This window comes from Pleurocapsa sp. PCC 7319 (assembly GCF_000332195.1).
Lineage (GTDB): Bacteria > Cyanobacteriota > Cyanobacteriia > Cyanobacteriales > Xenococcaceae > Waterburya.
The window spans coordinates 4,739,759-4,755,565 of sequence record NZ_KB235922.1; the positions used below are offsets into that span (position 1 = coordinate 4,739,759).

Sequence of the window (15,807 nt, forward strand, 5' to 3'; positions counted from 1 at the left end):
ATTAAATTACGATAATTGTTAGTTTTTTTGTTAATTTTTAATCGGCTTATTACCGATAGGCTTTTTATTATAGCCTTGTAGTAGGCACTATAGTCTTTCTGTTGTCAATATTATTGCTGAGTAATCTCACTCATTGCTTTAAACAGTATAGATTAATATTCAAATAAGTTAAAAGCGATTTTGACGATTAATTAGAATTGTCTAGAAATAGGAACCTAGATAGCCCAAATAGAAATTCTCCATTACTTTTAGCAGTAAAAGCCGTTACAAAAATCGTACGTATTACACTCAAATAGTTTCAGCAAATTATTAACAGTTATATCCCCATAAACCTATTATCTGATAGCTAAAATTAGCTTTTGATTAGAATATTACAAAGTCATGAGAATTATATCATCTTGCAAATTGTAATAAAACCTATAGACTTTTAACTATAGATTTTCAATGTTGACTATTAAGAATTAAATCCACAAACGATCTCATATGGGGTAGAAGTTTTCTCCCGATCTAAATTAAATGAGATTCGGATTTTTTAGTGTAAGAAATGACGCGTACCACTAAGCACCATCACAATACCTAATTCGTTCGCTGCATTAATAGAGTCTTGATCGCGAATTGAGCCTCCTGGTTGTATGATGGCGCTGATACCTGCTGTTGCTGCCGTACGCACAGAATCATCAAAAGGAAAGAAACCATCACTAGCCAAAACTCCGCCTTGTGCTTTCTCCCCTGCTTGCTCAAGAGCGATTTTGACTGAACCGACCCGATTCATCTGTCCGGCGCCAATCCCTAAAGTAGTGCGATCGCGACTAACTAAAATAGCATTAGATTTAACGTGTTTAACTAGCTTTTGAGCAAACAGCATTTCCGCAATTTGTTCTGGGCTGGGTTGCTTTTCTGTAACGATTTGCCAATTCTCAGGGTTTTCAACCTTGTCATCGCTAGCCTGAACTAAAAATCCTCCTGCGATCGCTTTGATAGTTTCTTTTTGACCTGTAGCTAAGTCAGGTAATAACAATATTCTTAATTTAGATTTGGCTTTCAATATCTCCTGTGCTTTTTCATCACAACCAGGAGCAACGACGCATTCTAAAAATGTTTTAGTTAAAGCCTGTGCCGTGGCAGCATCAATAGGTTGATTCAGCGCTACAATGCCACCAAAAGCCGAGACATTATCAGCATTAAAGGCTTTTTCGTAGGCTTCTACCAAAGTACTTCCAATTGCTGCACCACAGGGGTTAGTGTGCTTCAATACTGCTGCTGCTGGTTCAGAGGGATCAAATTCCGTGATGATGCGTCGTGCTGCTTCCAAATCAACTAAATTGTTATAGCTGAGTTCTTTTCCCTGTAATTTCGTCGCTGCTGCCCAGCCTGATGCTACTGAACCAGTCTGATACCATGCTGCGGGTTGATGGGGGTTTTCACCGTAACGCAAAGACTGAACTTTATTCCCTGCAATACTGTAGGTATCTCCTAAATCCTCTGATTGATTAAGATTAGCAAAATAAGCAGAGATCGCGCGATCATAACTATTAGTATGGGCAAAAGCATTTCCAGCCATCTGTTGACGAAAAGCTAGAGACATTTCCCCATTAGACTGTTCATATTCTGCTAGATATTTGTCATACTGATCAGGACTACATAAAACAGTCAGGTACTTATAATTTTTCGCTGCTGCACGAATTAAAGTCGGTCCTCCAATATCAATTTTTTCAATCGCTTCGGCTAAGGTGACATTAGGTTGGACAATAGTTTGCTCAAAGGGATAAAGATTAACCACCACTAAATTCAGAGGGCGAATATTATTAGCCTCTAAATCTGCTTGATCTTCTGGCAAATCTTGACGAGCTAAAATTCCTCCATGAATGCGGGGATGCAAAGTTTTTACCCTACCGCCTAAAATTTCTGGTGAACCTGTATAGTCACTCACTTTAGTTACGGTGATGCCAGCATCTTGTAAAGTCTTGGCTGTACCACCGCTACTGATAATCTCAAACTGAAACTTTTCTACTAACGATTGGGCTAATTCCACAATGCCAGTTTTATCGGAAACGCTTAAAAGTGCTAGACGGCTCATATAATTGCTTTTACTTTAAAAATTAGGCAATATTTACCATATGATATTTTCGATATTTTAAAAAATTCTTTTTACAGAGACTATTAAATTGACATTGATGTACAAGATTTTTTCCATTTTCTACAAGTAAAACAGATATCTTGACTAAACTTTAGTTACGAAGGGGCTTGGGGAAGCCGTCACTTCCCCAACAGGGGGTCAGGGGGAAAGTTCCCCCTGAGAATAGATATGGTTTTTAAGGATATATTCCCAACAAAATAGTTCAGAATTAAGCATTATTAATCCACATCAAGCGTATTAATTGAATATGAAACTTAAAATTATTATCCATAGGGCAGAGGAAGGGGGATTTTGGGCAAAAAGGCGCATAGTTCGCCGCATCTAGTACCTGCAATTTCTGATTGTGCTACCCAAGAAGATACCTTTGAAGAGTTGCTATAGAATATATACCAAACATTTGAGGGATGTTTGTCTGTTGACGAAGCTCATACAATTTTAAATTCAATGAATAAATTATGACTCCCAAAGATCGATTGATACAAGAATTAGATAATATATCCGAACCCCTAATAGTCGAAGTACTAGATTTTTTGCATTTTCTACAAGCAAAACAGAAACAAGACGAACAAGATATCCGCGATGCTCGTGCTGCTTTATCCACAGTAGATCTAGAAGGAACGATAACTTGGGACGAACTCAAAGCAGAAGTTGAACTGTGAACTATCGTATTGAATTTGTCAAACAAGCTGCTAAACAGTTTAAGAAATTATCTAGTTCAGATCGACAAAGACTTAAACTCAAAATTGACGCTTTAACTCAAGATCCTCGTCCTAATGGAGTGGTTAAGCTTTCTGGACCAGAAGATTTATATCGTATCAGAGTAGGCGATTATCGCGTTATTTATAATATTCAGGATAATCGCTTACTTGTCTTAATATTGAAAATAGGTCATCGAAGGGATATTTATCGCTAACCAACATATAAGTAGGATTATACTCTTATTTCCTTAAAAGAAAGGTTTCATCCCCTCTTTCAAAAAGTAAATTTAGCTACGTAAAGTTACATCAAACTTTTTAACTAAAGTATCGCGAACTTTTTGATGAACAGGATCGACATCTTTATCCGTTAAAGTGCGATCGCTTGCTTGATAGAGTAGGTTGAAGGCTAAACTACGTTGTCCTTCGGGGACATTTTTTCCTTTATATTCGTCAAATAGTTCTACCCTTTGCAGTAATTTGCCCCCAGCTTTGCTCATTACCTTTTCAATTGCATTGACAGATAAATCCAGTGGTGCAAAGAAAGCTAAATCCCTAGCTGAACCAGGATAGGTAGAATAGGTTTTAAATTTGGGCGTGGTAATGGTATCCCGATCTAAAGCTGTCAGAAGAAGACTAAAATCTAATTCAAAGAGATAAACTTCGTTAGCCAAATCTAGCTTTTGTGCCAGTTGAGGGTGAATTTGTCCGAAAACACCTAAGGGTCTGCCATGTAGCCACAGAGAGGCAGTCCGTCCTGGATGGAGTCTTGTTTCTTCACTATCCTGGCGATATTCAACGCTGATACCCAGATTATTAAAGGCATTTTCTAATACCCCTTTAGCATGATACCAAGTCATCGGTGTACCTTTACCACCATTAACCCACATCCCTTCAGATGTAATATTGCCGCCCATAATTCCCGCGACGGAGTCTCGTTCTTTAAATGCATCTTCCTCTTGCCAAAATACCCGTTCAATTTCAAACGCATTCAGTGCGCCGTTACCCTGAGATTGGTTATGGGCAAAAGCATCGAGTAAACCAGAGAATAAATCGGTACGTAAAGCAGAATATTCGGCAAACAGGGGATTATCTAGACTTACCTCTTTCCCTGTGGGTTTAACTAAGGAATACTGCACTACTTCAGTTAAGCCCACGCCCCGTAAAGCTGTGCGGAGTTTGTTTTTAATCGTATATTCCGCAGAAAGATAACCAGGTTCGGTTTTGTCGGGGAGGGTATCGCAAAAGCGATCGTAACCATAAAGACGGGCAACTTCTTCAATCAAATCGATTTCCCGTTCTAAATCACGATAGCGGTAGGGAGGTACTTTAACTAACCAAGTATTCTCTTTAGCGGCTACTGACTCTAAATTACAGCCTAAGGCTCCTAAAATTGACTCTACTTCTTCAGCTTCAATGTAACCAATACCGTCTTTTTTATTGACTGCACCCAAGATCTGATGAATTCTACTTAGGCGCAATTCAATAGCATCAAGACTAGCAGTATCAACCCGATGATCTGATACAGCCTGAGCAACTGGAGTACCACCAGCCAAATCTTGCAATAAAGCGATCGCCCTTGTACAAGCGGATTCTAATTCTACTTGATTGACACCTCGCTCGTAACGGGTAGATGCTTCACTACGCATACTTTGAGCGCGAGAGGAACGACGAATTGCTACCGGGTCGAATAGTGCTGCTTCTAAAACAATATTTGTCGTCTCATCAGAAACTTCCGTCTCTTCTCCACCCATGACTCCCCCTAATGCCACAGGTTGATCATTGGCAGTAATTAATAAATTCTGCGTAGTTAAATTTCGTTCCTGTTCATCGAGAGTCTTTAACTTTTCCTTTTCTTGGGCAAAGCGCACTCCGATAGTTAAATCATTACTGCCCGCAACTTGCTGTAGTTTCTCGCGATCAAAAGCATGAAGCGGTTGACCCCATTCCAGCAAAATATAGTTGGTGATATCTACCACATTATTAATTGGGCGTGTTCCTGCTGCTTCTAACCGCCATTTCAACCAGTCTGGAGAAGGTGCGACTTTTACGCCCTTAATTACCGTACCAATATAAGCCAAACAAGCTGCTGGATCTTGAATATCAATGGTCAAAGAACTATCTGTAGCAATATCTTGTTCTTTAACTTCAGGTAGTTTAATCTCTGCCCCAGTCAAGGCGGCAACTTCTCTCGCAACTCCCACCATACTAAGAGCATCAGCGCGGTTAGCGGTAGTAGCCAAATCTAAAATCACATCATTTAAACCCAACAAAGGTCGCACGTCCTCCCCTGGTTGGAGATTATCTATCTCAAATATATAAATACCGTCAGACTCTTTCTCTAAACCCAACTCAGTTAAAGAGCAAATCATTCCTGCTGAAGGTTCACCCCGTAGCTTAGTTGGTTTAAGTTTTAAATTAATTGCTGGTAAAAAAGTTCCAACTGTAGCTACAGGAACAAAAATATCTGCTCTCACATTAGGTGCACCACAGACAATACTTAATGGTTCATCTGCACCCACATCCACTTTACAGACACTTAGCTTATCAGCATTGGGATGTTTGTCACGCTGAATGACTTTACCCACCACTACTCCATCAGCATTGTTGCGGAGGTCGATCATTTCTTCTAATTCAAACCCTGCTATAGTCAGAATTCTTCCCAAATCTTCAGGAGATAACTTGATATCGACTAATTCTTTTAACCAGTTTAGAGAGACGCGCATCGAGTCTTAATTTATTATTTATTAATAATTTTCCGCCCAAATATTTTATCGTTAAATCATCAACCATTACCGATCATCTTAAAACTCAACCCTACATTGCTCATCAGTTTTCAGTAACCTTGATTTCTTATAAGATGCTAAAACCAACCCTACCTCGTGTACTTTTCTTTGCTGTAAAATGGCTAGATAATGTTATTCTTTGACACGTTTAACATTTTTATCAGCACAGGCGATCTTGCAAATATGACTTTACAATTGCGTGTTTATGTTCCAGAGCATCCCCTAATCAAACATTGGCTTGCAGTTGCTCGTGATACTAATACACCTTCTGTGCTATTTAAAAGTGCGATGACTGAGTTGGGACGGTGGCTAACTTACGAGGCTACCAGGAACTGGCTACCAACTATGGATACAGTAGTACAAACTCCTTTATCCGAATGTTCTGCGACTTTTGTCAACCCTGAAATGCCTGTTGGTGTTGTACCTATCTTGCGAGCAGGGTTGGTTCTATTGGATGGGGTACAGAACATTTTGCCCGTAGCATCAATTTATCATTTGGGTTTGTCTCGTAATGAGACAACTCTCGAAGCAAGCTGTTATCTAAATAAATTACCCGATCGCTTTAATCCTCAAACTAGAATTGTAATTCTGGAACCGATGCTGGCTACTGGTGGTTCAATTATGATGGCAATGAAAGAAATAATTAGTCGGGGAGTCCAGCCAAATCTCATCCGAATTGTATCTGTGGTAGCGGCCCCTCCCGCTTTAAGACAATTGAGCGAAAATTATGCCGAACTGGAAATTTATACAGCTATCATTGATGAAGGACTTAACAGTAAAGGATATATTGTTCCAGGCTTAGGTGATGCAGGCGATCGCGCTTTTGGGACTTAAGTCATGTAAATCAGTTCAGCAGTAAAAGGGAATGTGAGCAGTATGAGTCAACAAAATGGTTTTGGTAGTGGATTTATATTGGGTTCGATTATTGGAGGAGTTGTCGGCGGTTTATTGGGTACTGTATTAGCAACTCGAAATGACAAGAAAATTTCAGATAAAGACAAATCTGTATTACAAAGCGGTACGGAAATCCCCTTTAGCAGCGAGGAAAGTATTGAACTAGCTCGCCATGGTTTGGAAGACAAAATTGCTCAGTTAAATTTAGCAATTGATGACGTTCGACAACAGCTAGGCTCAGTGAATGCCAAGTCTGTAGAGCAAGAACAGTAAGAATTCAAAATATTTTTCTAATGTCATCAACATAGAATTAACTCATGAGTACAACAAGATAAATATGACTCTTGAACCTAATGCTGAATCTACAAATATATGGGATTATAAACCCTGGTGGTGCCAACCGTGGTCAATTGTCCTTGCCGGAACTACCATCATTGCTAGTAGTTGGCTAATTTTACATATTGTGTGGATTACACTGGGAATTTCGGTGCTTATAACCGTTTGGTGGATATATTTTCTTGTTATTTATCCCCAATTGTTCGCCAAATACGTGGCATCCAAGCCAAATAAGTGACCTGGTAAAAATGGCTAACAAATAAATTTTAAATTTTGGTCAATATAAAAATCTAGACAACTTAAATTTGATCGCGAAACAGATTATCCAAAAGTGGTCTCTGAGAAAGTTCTAACTTAATTGGTATTTTAACTGGTGGACGTTTGGCTCTAAATAACTTTTCTCCCTCTAGAATGTCTAGGCTTTCAAACAAAGCATTTTTTACCATTGGTGCTTGAGGCTGGGATAACATCAAGTGATAGTATTCAATTGATTGCTGGTAATACTCTGAAGATAGACGATGGGTTACTAGTAGACGAGTCAGCTGTCTAATGGCAATCAGACGTTTAAGAGCATCGCTGTGACTAAGATCTGCTAACAGTTGGTCTAACTTCGACTCAAGTGAGTTATCGTTTCTCTGGGATAAAGACCACCACAGAAGGGCAAGAGTAGTCATGCTGGTGAAAACCTGTAAAATTGCTCCTGTAGCTAACCATTGGTTATCTGTATCTGTCCAGACAGAAGCGGCTAAATAAGTACAAAAAGCTCCTGTTGCTCCAGTACTAACAGCTAGAATCATTTGGCTATTGGAGCCAGAGAGAAAACTTTGCCACTGCTGATAGTAACGTTGCCAATGAGAATTCTGTAGTAAGTAATTTAAAGACATTAATCCAATACCAACAGATGTGGCTAGGAGTAATTTCCAGTTAAACCACCACATTAGAGCAAAAACAAAGCAGTAAACTGCCCATCTTCTATATTTGCGTAGCTTCTTGTCTTTAATCAAAAGGTTAAGCGTACTAAATATTTGCTGCCAGCTAGGTCGTGCTTTAGACACCGAGATTTACCAATCCTATATTCGATACAATATACTATCAATCTTCGACAATTGGTTTTTTAGGGATAATTGTGAAGGATAACAGACAAATAATCTGATTTTAAATTCTTTCAGCAATTTTTTCCCAGTCTTAAAAACTTTGTGAGTCTTAATTTATTCTAGATCTTATCTCGCTTTTATTTGCTAGACTTAGAAATCACAATTCAGTTCTTTAGTACTATCTAGTATCAAAAAACTCATGAGTCTTAATGTTGTTAATTTAGTAGGTCGTGCTGGTGCTGCACCAGAAATAATTCATTTTCAATCGGGTTCGGTATTGTGTAAATTACCCTTGGCAGTAAATCGTCTTAGTCGCAATAGCGATCAGCCAGACTGGTTTAATTTAGAGATGTGGGGCAAAACTGCCGAAGTTGCCGGAAATTATGTTCAGAAAGGTAAATTAATCGGCATTCAAGGCTCTCTCAAGATTGAAACTTGGACAGATAAAAATACGGGAGGACAACGTTCTCGTCCCACGATTAAAGTCGATCGCCTGGAGTTATTGGGGTCAAAAAGAGATAACGATCCTGGAGCCGTTAGTGGTTATCCAGAATAAAAGGATGAGGGATGAGGGATGAAGGATGAGGAGCGTAATCATTCTCAGCTATTTCACCAAGATAGTTTTTATTTTGTAGGATTATTGGTTGCGGCGATCGTTCTTTATACCTTTAATTTAGGTGAACTGCCCCTCAGGGATTGGGATGAAGGGATAGTTGCTGGGGTTGCTCGTAATATTTGGCGTAGTTCACCTGAAGCTAGTACTTGGCTATATCCCACCATCAACAATGGTCAGCCGTACTGGAATAAACCGCCTTTAGTGCATTGGCTGATTGCGATTTCTTACAATTTATTTGGTGTATCCGAATGGAGTACTAGGCTAGCACCGGCTCTGCTTTCGGCATTTTCTATACCACTGCTATATCAAATTGGCAGAGAAATTTTTACTACCCGACTGGCAGCAATTTTGTCTGCCTTAGTGTACTTAACCTTATTACCCATGGCTCGTCACGGCAGGGTGGCTATGTTAGATGGTGCGATCGCCTGTTGGTTTTGTTTAGCTATTTTGTGTTTTTTACGGGGACGCAATCACAGACATTGGCTATTAGGAACTGGCATAGGTTTAGGTTTAATTTGTTTGACTAAAGGCATCATGATGGGGGTGTTGCTCGGAGGCATCATTCTGATCTTTGGGATCTTGGATTGTCCTCAACTGCTAGTTAATCCCTATCTTTGGGCGGGTTTTATTCTCGGAGGGACTCCAGCGATCGCCTGGTATTGGTTACAGTATTCACGCTACGGAGAAGAATTTCTTGGTATTAGCTTAGGCAAACAAACCTTTAGCCGCATCTGGGAGCCTGTTAGCCACGTCTCAGGACCTCCTTGGTATTATTTATTGGAAATTGCTAAATATAGCCTTCCCTGGCTCATATTTTTGCCCAGGGGAGTCAGACTAGCTTTCAAAAATAGTCGCTATAGCTGGGGGAAACTGACGTTAGTCTGGAGCGGGGTTTATCTATTAGCTATCTCGCTAATGGTAACTAAATTGCCTTGGTACGTAATCCCAATTTATCCTGGCTTATCATTGCTGATTGGAGCTAGCCTAGCTGCGGCGTGGAAAAAGGGAAAATACCCTTACACATGGAAGATATATCTTAGTTTGATTACGGTGATTTGCTGGGTAGCTAGTGTTTACTTTGGTGTGGTGAGTCAGACATCAACATCAGAAATAGATTTAGCCTTAATTTTAGTAGTGGTGGCAGTTAGTTTTACCTGGGCGACAGTATTACTATGGCGAGCTTCATCCTACTTTATTCCTGTTATTGTTGGTGGCTTTTATCTAGCTCTATTATTGCTATTTAACTCTAGTCATTGGTTATGGGAATTAAATGAGGCTTTTCCTGTGAAACCGGTTGCAGCAATAATTAAACAGTATGCTCCCCCAAACCAGACGATACATACTACATATCCTTATTTTCGCCCATCTTTAGAATTTTACAGCGATCGCCGGCTGATTCCCACTACAGATGAGCAAATCAAGCAATATTGGCAACAAAATCAACCTGTTTATCTGTTGCTCGAGCCTGATGCAATCTCAAAACTTAATTTACAATCCTATCGAACCCTAGGAAATGTTGCTGATGATGTAGGATGGCTATTGATTACTCAGGCTAATTAACATCGAGCAACTGTGGACTTAAAATATGCTTTAGTACATGAATGGTTAACTCCCAAAGCCAAAGGGGGATCAGAATTAGTAGTTCAAGAGATTTTGCAATACATCGATGCCGATCTCTATGCATTGATTGATTTTGAATCTGTTAATCCTGAAAGCTATTTATATCAGCGAGAAATTAAGACTACATTTCTACAGAAATTTCCTAAGGCTCGCGATGGTGTCCAAAAATACTTACCTCTGTTACCCCTGGCGATCGAACAGCTAGATCTCAACCACTACGATGTGATCTTGTCTTCTTCCCATGCCGTGGCCAAAGGCGTATTAACCAATCCGCATCAATTACATATTTGTTATTGTCATACTCCAATGCGATATGCATGGGATCTAACCTTTGATTATTTAAATGGCGATCGCCAGGGTCAAGGCATTCGGGGTCTGATCGCCAGATATATTTTGCATCGCCTACGTCAATGGGATGTAATTTCTGCCAACCGAGTAGATTATTTCATTGCCAATTCTCAACATACAGCTAAACGTATTTGGCGTTGCTATCGTCGTCCAGCTAAGGTAATCTATCCTCCAGTTGATGTAGAAAAATTTGATTTTCAGACGAAAAAGGAAGATTTCTTTCTGACAATTTCTCGATTAGTAAGTTATAAACAAATATGCTTAATCGTCGAGGCGTTTAATCATCTAAATAAACCTTTAGTGATTATCGGAGAAGGTTCACAACTAGACCAAATACGTCAATTGGCTAAATCCCACGTACAAGTTCTCGGTTGGCAACCGCATCAGGTAGTCAAAAAATATATAACGACAGCTAAAGCGTTTATCTATGCAGCTTGCGAGGATTTTGGCATTGCCTTGGTCGAAGCTCAAGCTTGTGGAACACCAGTAATTGCTTATGGAAAAGGAGGTGCATTAGAAACAGTAAAAGATATTCGTCAATATCCTCAGGATGGTACAGGTTTGTTTTTTGGGGTTCAACAACCAGAAGCTCTAATCGAAGCTGTAGAAACTTTTGAAAAACTTAAAACTAAAATTGATCCAGAAAATTGTCGCTTGCAAGCTTCCAAGTTTAGCCCGACAATCTTTAAAAAGTCCTACTTAGAATTTATAGAGAATTGCTACCGAGACTGGAAATAGCCAAAGCAAAGACATAAAGTTATTTTTTTGTTCGGAAATTACCAGTCGCCCAAGACTTTATAGATTTATGATTGGACAGTGTGGTGTGATGTGTGAAGGAGTAAGATGACTGCTAACAGCCAACTTATTTCCGTCAAAGTTGTACAAAGCTTGGTTAGAAAGGGGTTACAACCTATATTCAATCAGAATCGATTGAATAGACTACCTTTAGCTGCTTTGAACGGAAATCTTGTAAAACGTTCATTTGATATTATTTTTGCTCTGTTTGTACTGACGGTATTTTCTCCCGTTTATTTTATTTTGATGGCTTTAATTGCATTCAATTCTCAGGGACCAATTTTTTATGTCCAACAGAGAGTTGGTAGGGATCATAAACCATTTAAATGCATTAAATTTAGGACTATGGTTAATAATGCTGACGAAATATTAGAGACAATGATGAGTAATTCGGCTCAAATGCGTCAGGAGTTTCAAGATAGCTATAAATTGAAACGCGATCCCAGAATAACTAAAATTGGGAAGTTTTTGCGCTTAACCAGCTTAGATGAATTTCCTCAATTTTGGAACGTATTAAAAGGGGACATGAGTGTAGTCGGACCAAGACCTTTAGTGCCGGAAGAATTACCCAAGTACGGTCGTAAGATTAATACTGTTTTACAAATAAAGCCGGGGATTACTGGTCTTTGGCAAGTATCGGGAAGAAATGACATTCCTTATCCTAAGAGGGTGCAGATTGACGTGTACTATGCAACCAGCCATAATTGGCTCTTAGATTTGTGGATCATATTTAAGACTATCAATGTGATCGTTTTTCCCCGCAATAATGGTGCATATTGAACACCTAATTTTCTCATTTTAAAATATATAGTAGACAGCAAACTTAATTTATTTATTTAAATGACTGAACGCAAAATAGCATTGCTCACGGGTATTACTGGTCAGGATGGTTCTTATTTAAGTGAATTTTTACTAGATAAGGGCTATGAAGTTCATGGCATCATTCGTCGAACTTCTACTTTCAATACCGATCGCATCGATCATCTATATATTGACCCTCATAGTCCAGAAGCCAGATTATTTCTTCATTATGGCGATTTAACTGACGGGACTACCCTCAGACGGATCTTAGAAGAAGTCAAACCCGTCGAGATCTATAATTTAGGTTCGCAGTCTCACGTTCGGGTTAGTTTTGACTCACCCGAATACACTGTTGACTCTGTCGGTATGGGCACTTTGCGTCTATTAGAAGCCATCAGGGACTATCAGCAACGAACTGGAATTGAAGTCCGATTTTATCAAGCTGGTTCTTCCGAAATGTTTGGTAAGGTACAGGAAGTACCTCAAAAAGAAACTACTCCGTTTTATCCCCGTAGTCCCTATGCCTGTGCCAAAGTCTATGCTCATTGGCAAACGGTAAACTACCGTGAATCTTATGATTTATTTGCCTGTAACGGAATTTTATTTAATCACGAATCTCCTCGCCGTGGTGAAACCTTTGTGACACGTAAAATCACCAGAGCGCTCGCTCGTATAGTTGCCGGTCAACAAAAAAAGCTTTACATGGGTAATTTAGACTCCAAAAGGGACTGGGGCTATGCTAAAGATTACGTTAAAGCCATGTGGCTCATGCTACAGCAAGAGCGACCAGATGACTATGTGGTAGCTACAGGAGAAACTTACCAAATCAAAGAATTTTTAGATATTGCATTTAGTTACGTGAATTTAGATTGGCAAGATTATGTAGCTTTTGATCCCCGTTATCTACGCCCTGCAGAAGTAGACTTATTGATTGGCGATCCCAGTAAAACCAAGCAAAAATTAGGTTGGCAGCCTTCGGTTACTTTTGAAGAACTGGTTAAACTCATGGTCAATGCCGATCTAGCTAGTCTTAATTTACCAACTCCCGATGGTACCAGTAGCGATGATAATGCTCATCTGCGACGTAACCTTACTACTATCGTCGATTAAGCTCGAACTTAAATCTGGAAACTTTAGCTCTAAGTTAGAGCTTTTAGCTAATAAATCTCAACGAAAATAATTCACACAAAGCGTAAATTAGTAATGTTAGATTTACAAGATAAGAGAATTTTAGTTACCGGTGGGGCGGGGTTTCTGGGCAAGCAGGTAGTTGAGCAATTATGCCAGGCTGGTGCTACCATTGACCTAATTAGCATACCGCGATCGCGTCAGTTAAACCTCTGTAAGTGGGAAAATTGTCAACAGGCAGTCAAAGAACAAAATATTGTGATTCATCTGGCTGCTCATGTTGGAGGTATTGGTTTAAACCGAGAAAAACCAGCAGAATTATTTTACGATAACCTGATGATGGGTACTCAGCTAATTCATGCTGCTTATCAAGAAGGTGTAGAGAAGTTTGTCTGTGTGGGAACTATTTGCGCTTATCCCAAGTTTACTCCTGTACCTTTTAAGGAGGACGATCTTTGGAATGGTTATCCAGAGGAAACCAATGCACCCTACGGGATTGCTAAAAAAGCATTGCTCGTACAGCTACAAGCCTATCGTCAACAATATGGCTTTGACGGCATTTATTTATTACCTGTTAACTTATACGGACCAGAGGATAATTTTGAGCCTCGCAGTTCCCATGTAATTCCTGCTTTAATTCACAAGATTCACCTTGCACAGCAAAGTGGAGTTCAAGAGTTACCAGTTTGGGGAGATGGCAGCCCTACCCGAGAATTTTTATATTCTACTGATGCAGCGCGAGGTATCGTGATGGCAACTCAAAAATACGATCAACCTGCACCAGTCAATTTGGGTACTAATCACGAAATATCGATTAGAGACTTGGTAGAAACTATTTGTGAATTGATGGATTTTACTGGGACAATCAGCTGGCAAACAGATAAGCCCAACGGTCAACCTCGACGTTGCTTAGATACGCAAAGAGCAAAAGAAAAATTCGGCTTTGTGGCAGAAACAGAATTGCGTCAGGGTTTACAAAACACAATTAATTGGTATCGCCAACACGCCACTTGAGAATTTGAAAATTTGAGGGTACGACCAAATTATCGAGGAAATATCAATGAGATTTTTCTCATGAAAACTTCATCAAAACTCCATCCGAAATTGTTTCAATTCAATTTAGATGCAAGTAATTGATAGTTATTGATAATTATGGTCGAGCAACCTCAAGCCATGGAAAACATAACACCAAAAGAAAACGAAGATAAACAGCAAAACAAAATTAAAGCAACTTTTAGCCTATTAGATCATGCTGTCAAAGCCTATAACAATAGTGAAACCTACATTAAACGTGGCTTGACCTTGTTCGGACTAGGAAGTGTTATTGCTGGAGCTTCTTTTAGTGTTGGTCAAAATATACCTAGTAATCAGGTTTCACTTTCTCAAAACTCGAATATTACTCCAACTTCAAATCTTACTTCTACTCCTCAACCCCAACAATCTGCTAACTCTTCTTTTCAGCAGAATCCTCTTCAGCCTCAAGTTATTTACGTCACTCCCCCAAGTCAACCGATCTCGGTTCATAATATTCAACCTATTAATCCACCTGTTGCCACCAATTCAACCCCAAAACCTTCAAATATCGCTCCTACATCTACCCCAGAGAATGTGTCTCCCAAACCTGTAGCTACTCACACACCTACTGCTACCAATCCCACAGCAGAACCCGTAAATCCCCCCTCTTCAACTAATCTACCGCCAATTTCAGAAGAACTATCCCAAGTCAGAGAGACAGTGGACTCCGTTCAACAGATTTCAGGTGCGATCGCCGGAATTAAAAAAGACATTACTCCATTATTTGGAGAACAAGAAGATTAATCTAATCGAGCATCATTCGTGACAAGTTAAGGCTGTATGTTGTTGTCAATCGGTTTTTAGCTCTAAGATCTAAGATCTAAGCTATTAGCGTTTGGGACATTTTAAAGTTAACTTTCTTTTTTAAAGCGATTGGCTTTGCCACTGCGCGACGCGGAGCTAGTCCTTTAGGGCGGAGCGCAATCGCTTTACATCTTCATTTACATTAAAAACAAAATATGGCAAACTTTGGCTGGGATATTTATCAAAAGAACAACTCTCAAGAGGACAATTCTCAAAAGGACGGTTCTCCAGAGGAAAATTATCAACAAGCGATCGCTGAGTACGACGAGGCAATTAAACTCAACCCTAATCTAGCAGAAGCTTTTGGAAATAGAGGGTTTCTACGCTTTCAGTTGGGAGAGAAGCAAGAAGGCTTAAAAGACTTACAACATGCAGCCGAACTATTTTTAGATGAGGGAAATGTGGATAGATATCAACAAACTATTGCTTTCATTCAAATGATTCAATCGTAGAATTATAATTTTGAATTTTAGGACTCATAACCGAAACTTTGTTAATTGATAAATAGCCAGCAATAACCTAGAAAAGCGATCGCCCAAAGCCCACCGTAAATATAACCTAGCTTTTTTTTATAGTTATTAGATTTTTTTCTTTGGATCGCTAGGTGAATTGTCAAGGCAACAGGGGTTAACCAAAACAAAACAGACAAAGCGATCGCTATACTATTTTCTGTCATCAA

The 15,807-nt window shown here is 39.4% G+C and carries 17 protein-coding genes and 1 pseudogene; 14 read left to right on the forward strand and 4 right to left on the reverse strand.

Features of this window, described 5'->3' with window-relative positions; genetic code table 11:
* Window positions 1–532: 532 nt before the first annotated feature.
* Window positions 533–2,077 (reverse strand): bifunctional phosphoribosylaminoimidazolecarboxamide formyltransferase/IMP cyclohydrolase, encoded by a 1,545-nt coding sequence (gene purH / locus PLEUR7319_RS0125610; protein WP_019508084.1) that lies wholly within the window; start codon window positions 2,075–2,077, stop codon window positions 533–535.
* A gap of 307 nt (window positions 2,078–2,384) precedes the next feature.
* On the opposite strand from purH, the pseudogene PLEUR7319_RS43675 reads away from it, so the two are divergent.
* From PLEUR7319_RS43675 to PLEUR7319_RS0125620, 3 genes and pseudogenes are all read left to right on the forward strand, one after another.
* Window positions 2,385–2,515: pseudogene (locus PLEUR7319_RS43675) on the forward strand (type II toxin-antitoxin system HicB family antitoxin); the annotation flags it as partial.
* A gap of 77 nt (window positions 2,516–2,592) precedes the next feature.
* A complete protein-coding gene (locus tag PLEUR7319_RS36700; protein ID WP_019508085.1) occupies window positions 2,593–2,796 on the forward strand; it encodes a DUF2281 domain-containing protein in 204 nt (67 codons plus the stop codon).
* Window positions 2,793–3,050, forward strand: a complete 258-nt coding sequence (locus tag PLEUR7319_RS0125620; RefSeq protein WP_019508086.1) for a type II toxin-antitoxin system RelE/ParE family toxin — start codon at window positions 2,793–2,795, stop codon at window positions 3,048–3,050. Before PLEUR7319_RS36700 ends, PLEUR7319_RS0125620 begins: the two co-directional genes overlap by 4 nt.
* Window positions 3,051–3,122: 72 nt before the next feature.
* On the opposite strand, the gene pheT is transcribed toward PLEUR7319_RS0125620, so the two are convergent.
* On the reverse strand, window positions 3,123–5,558 hold the full coding sequence (pheT, locus tag PLEUR7319_RS0125625) for a phenylalanine--tRNA ligase subunit beta (protein ID WP_019508087.1): 2,436 nt from the start codon (window positions 5,556–5,558) through the stop codon (window positions 3,123–3,125).
* Window positions 5,559–5,801: 243 nt separating this feature from the next.
* Between pheT and upp the strand changes: the two genes are divergently transcribed.
* From upp to PLEUR7319_RS0125640, 3 genes are all read left to right on the forward strand, one after another.
* Window positions 5,802–6,452 carry a uracil phosphoribosyltransferase gene (gene upp, locus PLEUR7319_RS0125630; RefSeq protein WP_019508088.1) on the forward strand — a complete coding sequence of 217 codons (651 nt, stop codon included), beginning with the start codon at window positions 5,802–5,804 and terminating at the stop codon, window positions 6,450–6,452.
* Window positions 6,453–6,494: 42 nt separating this feature from the next.
* Window positions 6,495–6,785, forward strand: coding sequence for a hypothetical protein (locus tag PLEUR7319_RS0125635; protein ID WP_019508089.1), 291 nt, complete (start codon window positions 6,495–6,497; stop codon window positions 6,783–6,785).
* A gap of 64 nt (window positions 6,786–6,849) precedes the next feature.
* The gene (locus tag PLEUR7319_RS0125640) at window positions 6,850–7,086 is read left to right on the forward strand and encodes a DUF6737 family protein (RefSeq protein WP_019508090.1); all 237 of its coding nucleotides are present in this window, start codon (window positions 6,850–6,852) and stop codon (window positions 7,084–7,086) included.
* A 61-nt stretch (window positions 7,087–7,147) separates the two neighbouring features.
* Here PLEUR7319_RS0125640 and PLEUR7319_RS36705 read toward each other — a convergent pair whose 3' ends face one another.
* On the reverse strand, window positions 7,148–7,903 hold the full coding sequence (locus tag PLEUR7319_RS36705) for an ATP synthase subunit I (RefSeq protein WP_144054380.1): 756 nt from the start codon (window positions 7,901–7,903) through the stop codon (window positions 7,148–7,150).
* 238 nt (window positions 7,904–8,141) lie between these two features.
* Here PLEUR7319_RS36705 and PLEUR7319_RS0125650 point away from each other — a divergent pair, with 238 nt between their 5' ends.
* The 8 genes from PLEUR7319_RS0125650 to PLEUR7319_RS36710 all read left to right on the forward strand — a co-directional run bounded on the left by PLEUR7319_RS0125650 (window position 8,142) and on the right by PLEUR7319_RS36710 (window position 15,580).
* Window positions 8,142–8,498: a single-stranded DNA-binding protein gene (locus PLEUR7319_RS0125650; protein ID WP_019508092.1), complete on the forward strand. Its 357-nt coding sequence runs from the start codon at window positions 8,142–8,144 to the stop codon at window positions 8,496–8,498.
* Between the two features lie 18 nt (window positions 8,499–8,516).
* Window positions 8,517–10,118 (forward strand): glycosyltransferase family 39 protein, encoded by a 1,602-nt coding sequence (locus tag PLEUR7319_RS0125655; RefSeq protein WP_019508093.1) that lies wholly within the window; start codon window positions 8,517–8,519, stop codon window positions 10,116–10,118.
* Between the two features lie 12 nt (window positions 10,119–10,130).
* Window positions 10,131–11,264 (forward strand): glycosyltransferase, encoded by a 1,134-nt coding sequence (locus tag PLEUR7319_RS0125660; RefSeq protein ID WP_019508094.1) that lies wholly within the window; start codon window positions 10,131–10,133, stop codon window positions 11,262–11,264.
* 105 nt (window positions 11,265–11,369) lie between these two features.
* Window positions 11,370–12,101 (forward strand): sugar transferase, encoded by a 732-nt coding sequence (locus tag PLEUR7319_RS0125665; RefSeq protein WP_019508095.1) that lies wholly within the window; start codon window positions 11,370–11,372, stop codon window positions 12,099–12,101.
* A 60-nt stretch (window positions 12,102–12,161) separates the two neighbouring features.
* Entirely contained in the window at window positions 12,162–13,232 is a 1,071-nt protein-coding gene (gmd, locus tag PLEUR7319_RS0125670; RefSeq protein WP_019508096.1) for a GDP-mannose 4,6-dehydratase, read from the forward strand.
* A 93-nt stretch (window positions 13,233–13,325) separates the two neighbouring features.
* Complete coding sequence (locus PLEUR7319_RS0125675) at window positions 13,326–14,264, forward strand: GDP-L-fucose synthase (protein WP_019508097.1); 939 nt, start codon at window positions 13,326–13,328, stop codon at window positions 14,262–14,264.
* Between the two features lie 138 nt (window positions 14,265–14,402).
* Entirely contained in the window at window positions 14,403–15,068 is a 666-nt protein-coding gene (locus PLEUR7319_RS0125680) for a hypothetical protein (RefSeq protein WP_019508098.1), read from the forward strand.
* Window positions 15,069–15,283: 215 nt separating this feature from the next.
* On the forward strand, window positions 15,284–15,580 hold the full coding sequence (locus PLEUR7319_RS36710; protein WP_019508099.1) for a tetratricopeptide repeat protein: 297 nt from the start codon (window positions 15,284–15,286) through the stop codon (window positions 15,578–15,580).
* Window positions 15,581–15,621: 41 nt separating this feature from the next.
* Here PLEUR7319_RS36710 and PLEUR7319_RS0125690 read toward each other — a convergent pair whose 3' ends face one another.
* Window positions 15,622–15,804 (reverse strand): hypothetical protein, encoded by a 183-nt coding sequence (locus PLEUR7319_RS0125690; RefSeq protein WP_019508100.1) that lies wholly within the window; start codon window positions 15,802–15,804, stop codon window positions 15,622–15,624.
* Between the last annotated feature and the right edge of the window lie 3 nt (window positions 15,805–15,807).

Coding starts and splice junctions, on each gene's coding strand:
- pheT (WP_019508087.1), bottom strand. CDS start 5,558: ATGCGCGTCTCTCTAAACTGGTTAAAAGAATTAGTCGATATCAAGTTA.
- PLEUR7319_RS0125665 (WP_019508095.1), top strand. CDS start 11,370: ATGACTGCTAACAGCCAACTTATTTCCGTCAAAGTTGTACAAAGCTTG.
- PLEUR7319_RS0125680 (WP_019508098.1), top strand. CDS start 14,403: ATGGTCGAGCAACCTCAAGCCATGGAAAACATAACACCAAAAGAAAAC.
- PLEUR7319_RS0125640 (WP_019508090.1), top strand. CDS start 6,850: ATGACTCTTGAACCTAATGCTGAATCTACAAATATATGGGATTATAAA.
- PLEUR7319_RS0125675 (WP_019508097.1), top strand. CDS start 13,326: ATGTTAGATTTACAAGATAAGAGAATTTTAGTTACCGGTGGGGCGGGG.
- PLEUR7319_RS0125635 (WP_019508089.1), top strand. CDS start 6,495: ATGAGTCAACAAAATGGTTTTGGTAGTGGATTTATATTGGGTTCGATT.
- PLEUR7319_RS36700 (WP_019508085.1), top strand. CDS start 2,593: ATGACTCCCAAAGATCGATTGATACAAGAATTAGATAATATATCCGAA.
- purH (WP_019508084.1), bottom strand. CDS start 2,077: ATGAGCCGTCTAGCACTTTTAAGCGTTTCCGATAAAACTGGCATTGTG.
- PLEUR7319_RS0125690 (WP_019508100.1), bottom strand. CDS start 15,804: ATGACAGAAAATAGTATAGCGATCGCTTTGTCTGTTTTGTTTTGGTTA.
- PLEUR7319_RS0125655 (WP_019508093.1), top strand. CDS start 8,517: ATGAAGGATGAGGAGCGTAATCATTCTCAGCTATTTCACCAAGATAGT.
- PLEUR7319_RS0125650 (WP_019508092.1), top strand. CDS start 8,142: ATGAGTCTTAATGTTGTTAATTTAGTAGGTCGTGCTGGTGCTGCACCA.
- upp (WP_019508088.1), top strand. CDS start 5,802: ATGACTTTACAATTGCGTGTTTATGTTCCAGAGCATCCCCTAATCAAA.
- gmd (WP_019508096.1), top strand. CDS start 12,162: ATGACTGAACGCAAAATAGCATTGCTCACGGGTATTACTGGTCAGGAT.
- PLEUR7319_RS36710 (WP_019508099.1), top strand. CDS start 15,284: ATGGCAAACTTTGGCTGGGATATTTATCAAAAGAACAACTCTCAAGAG.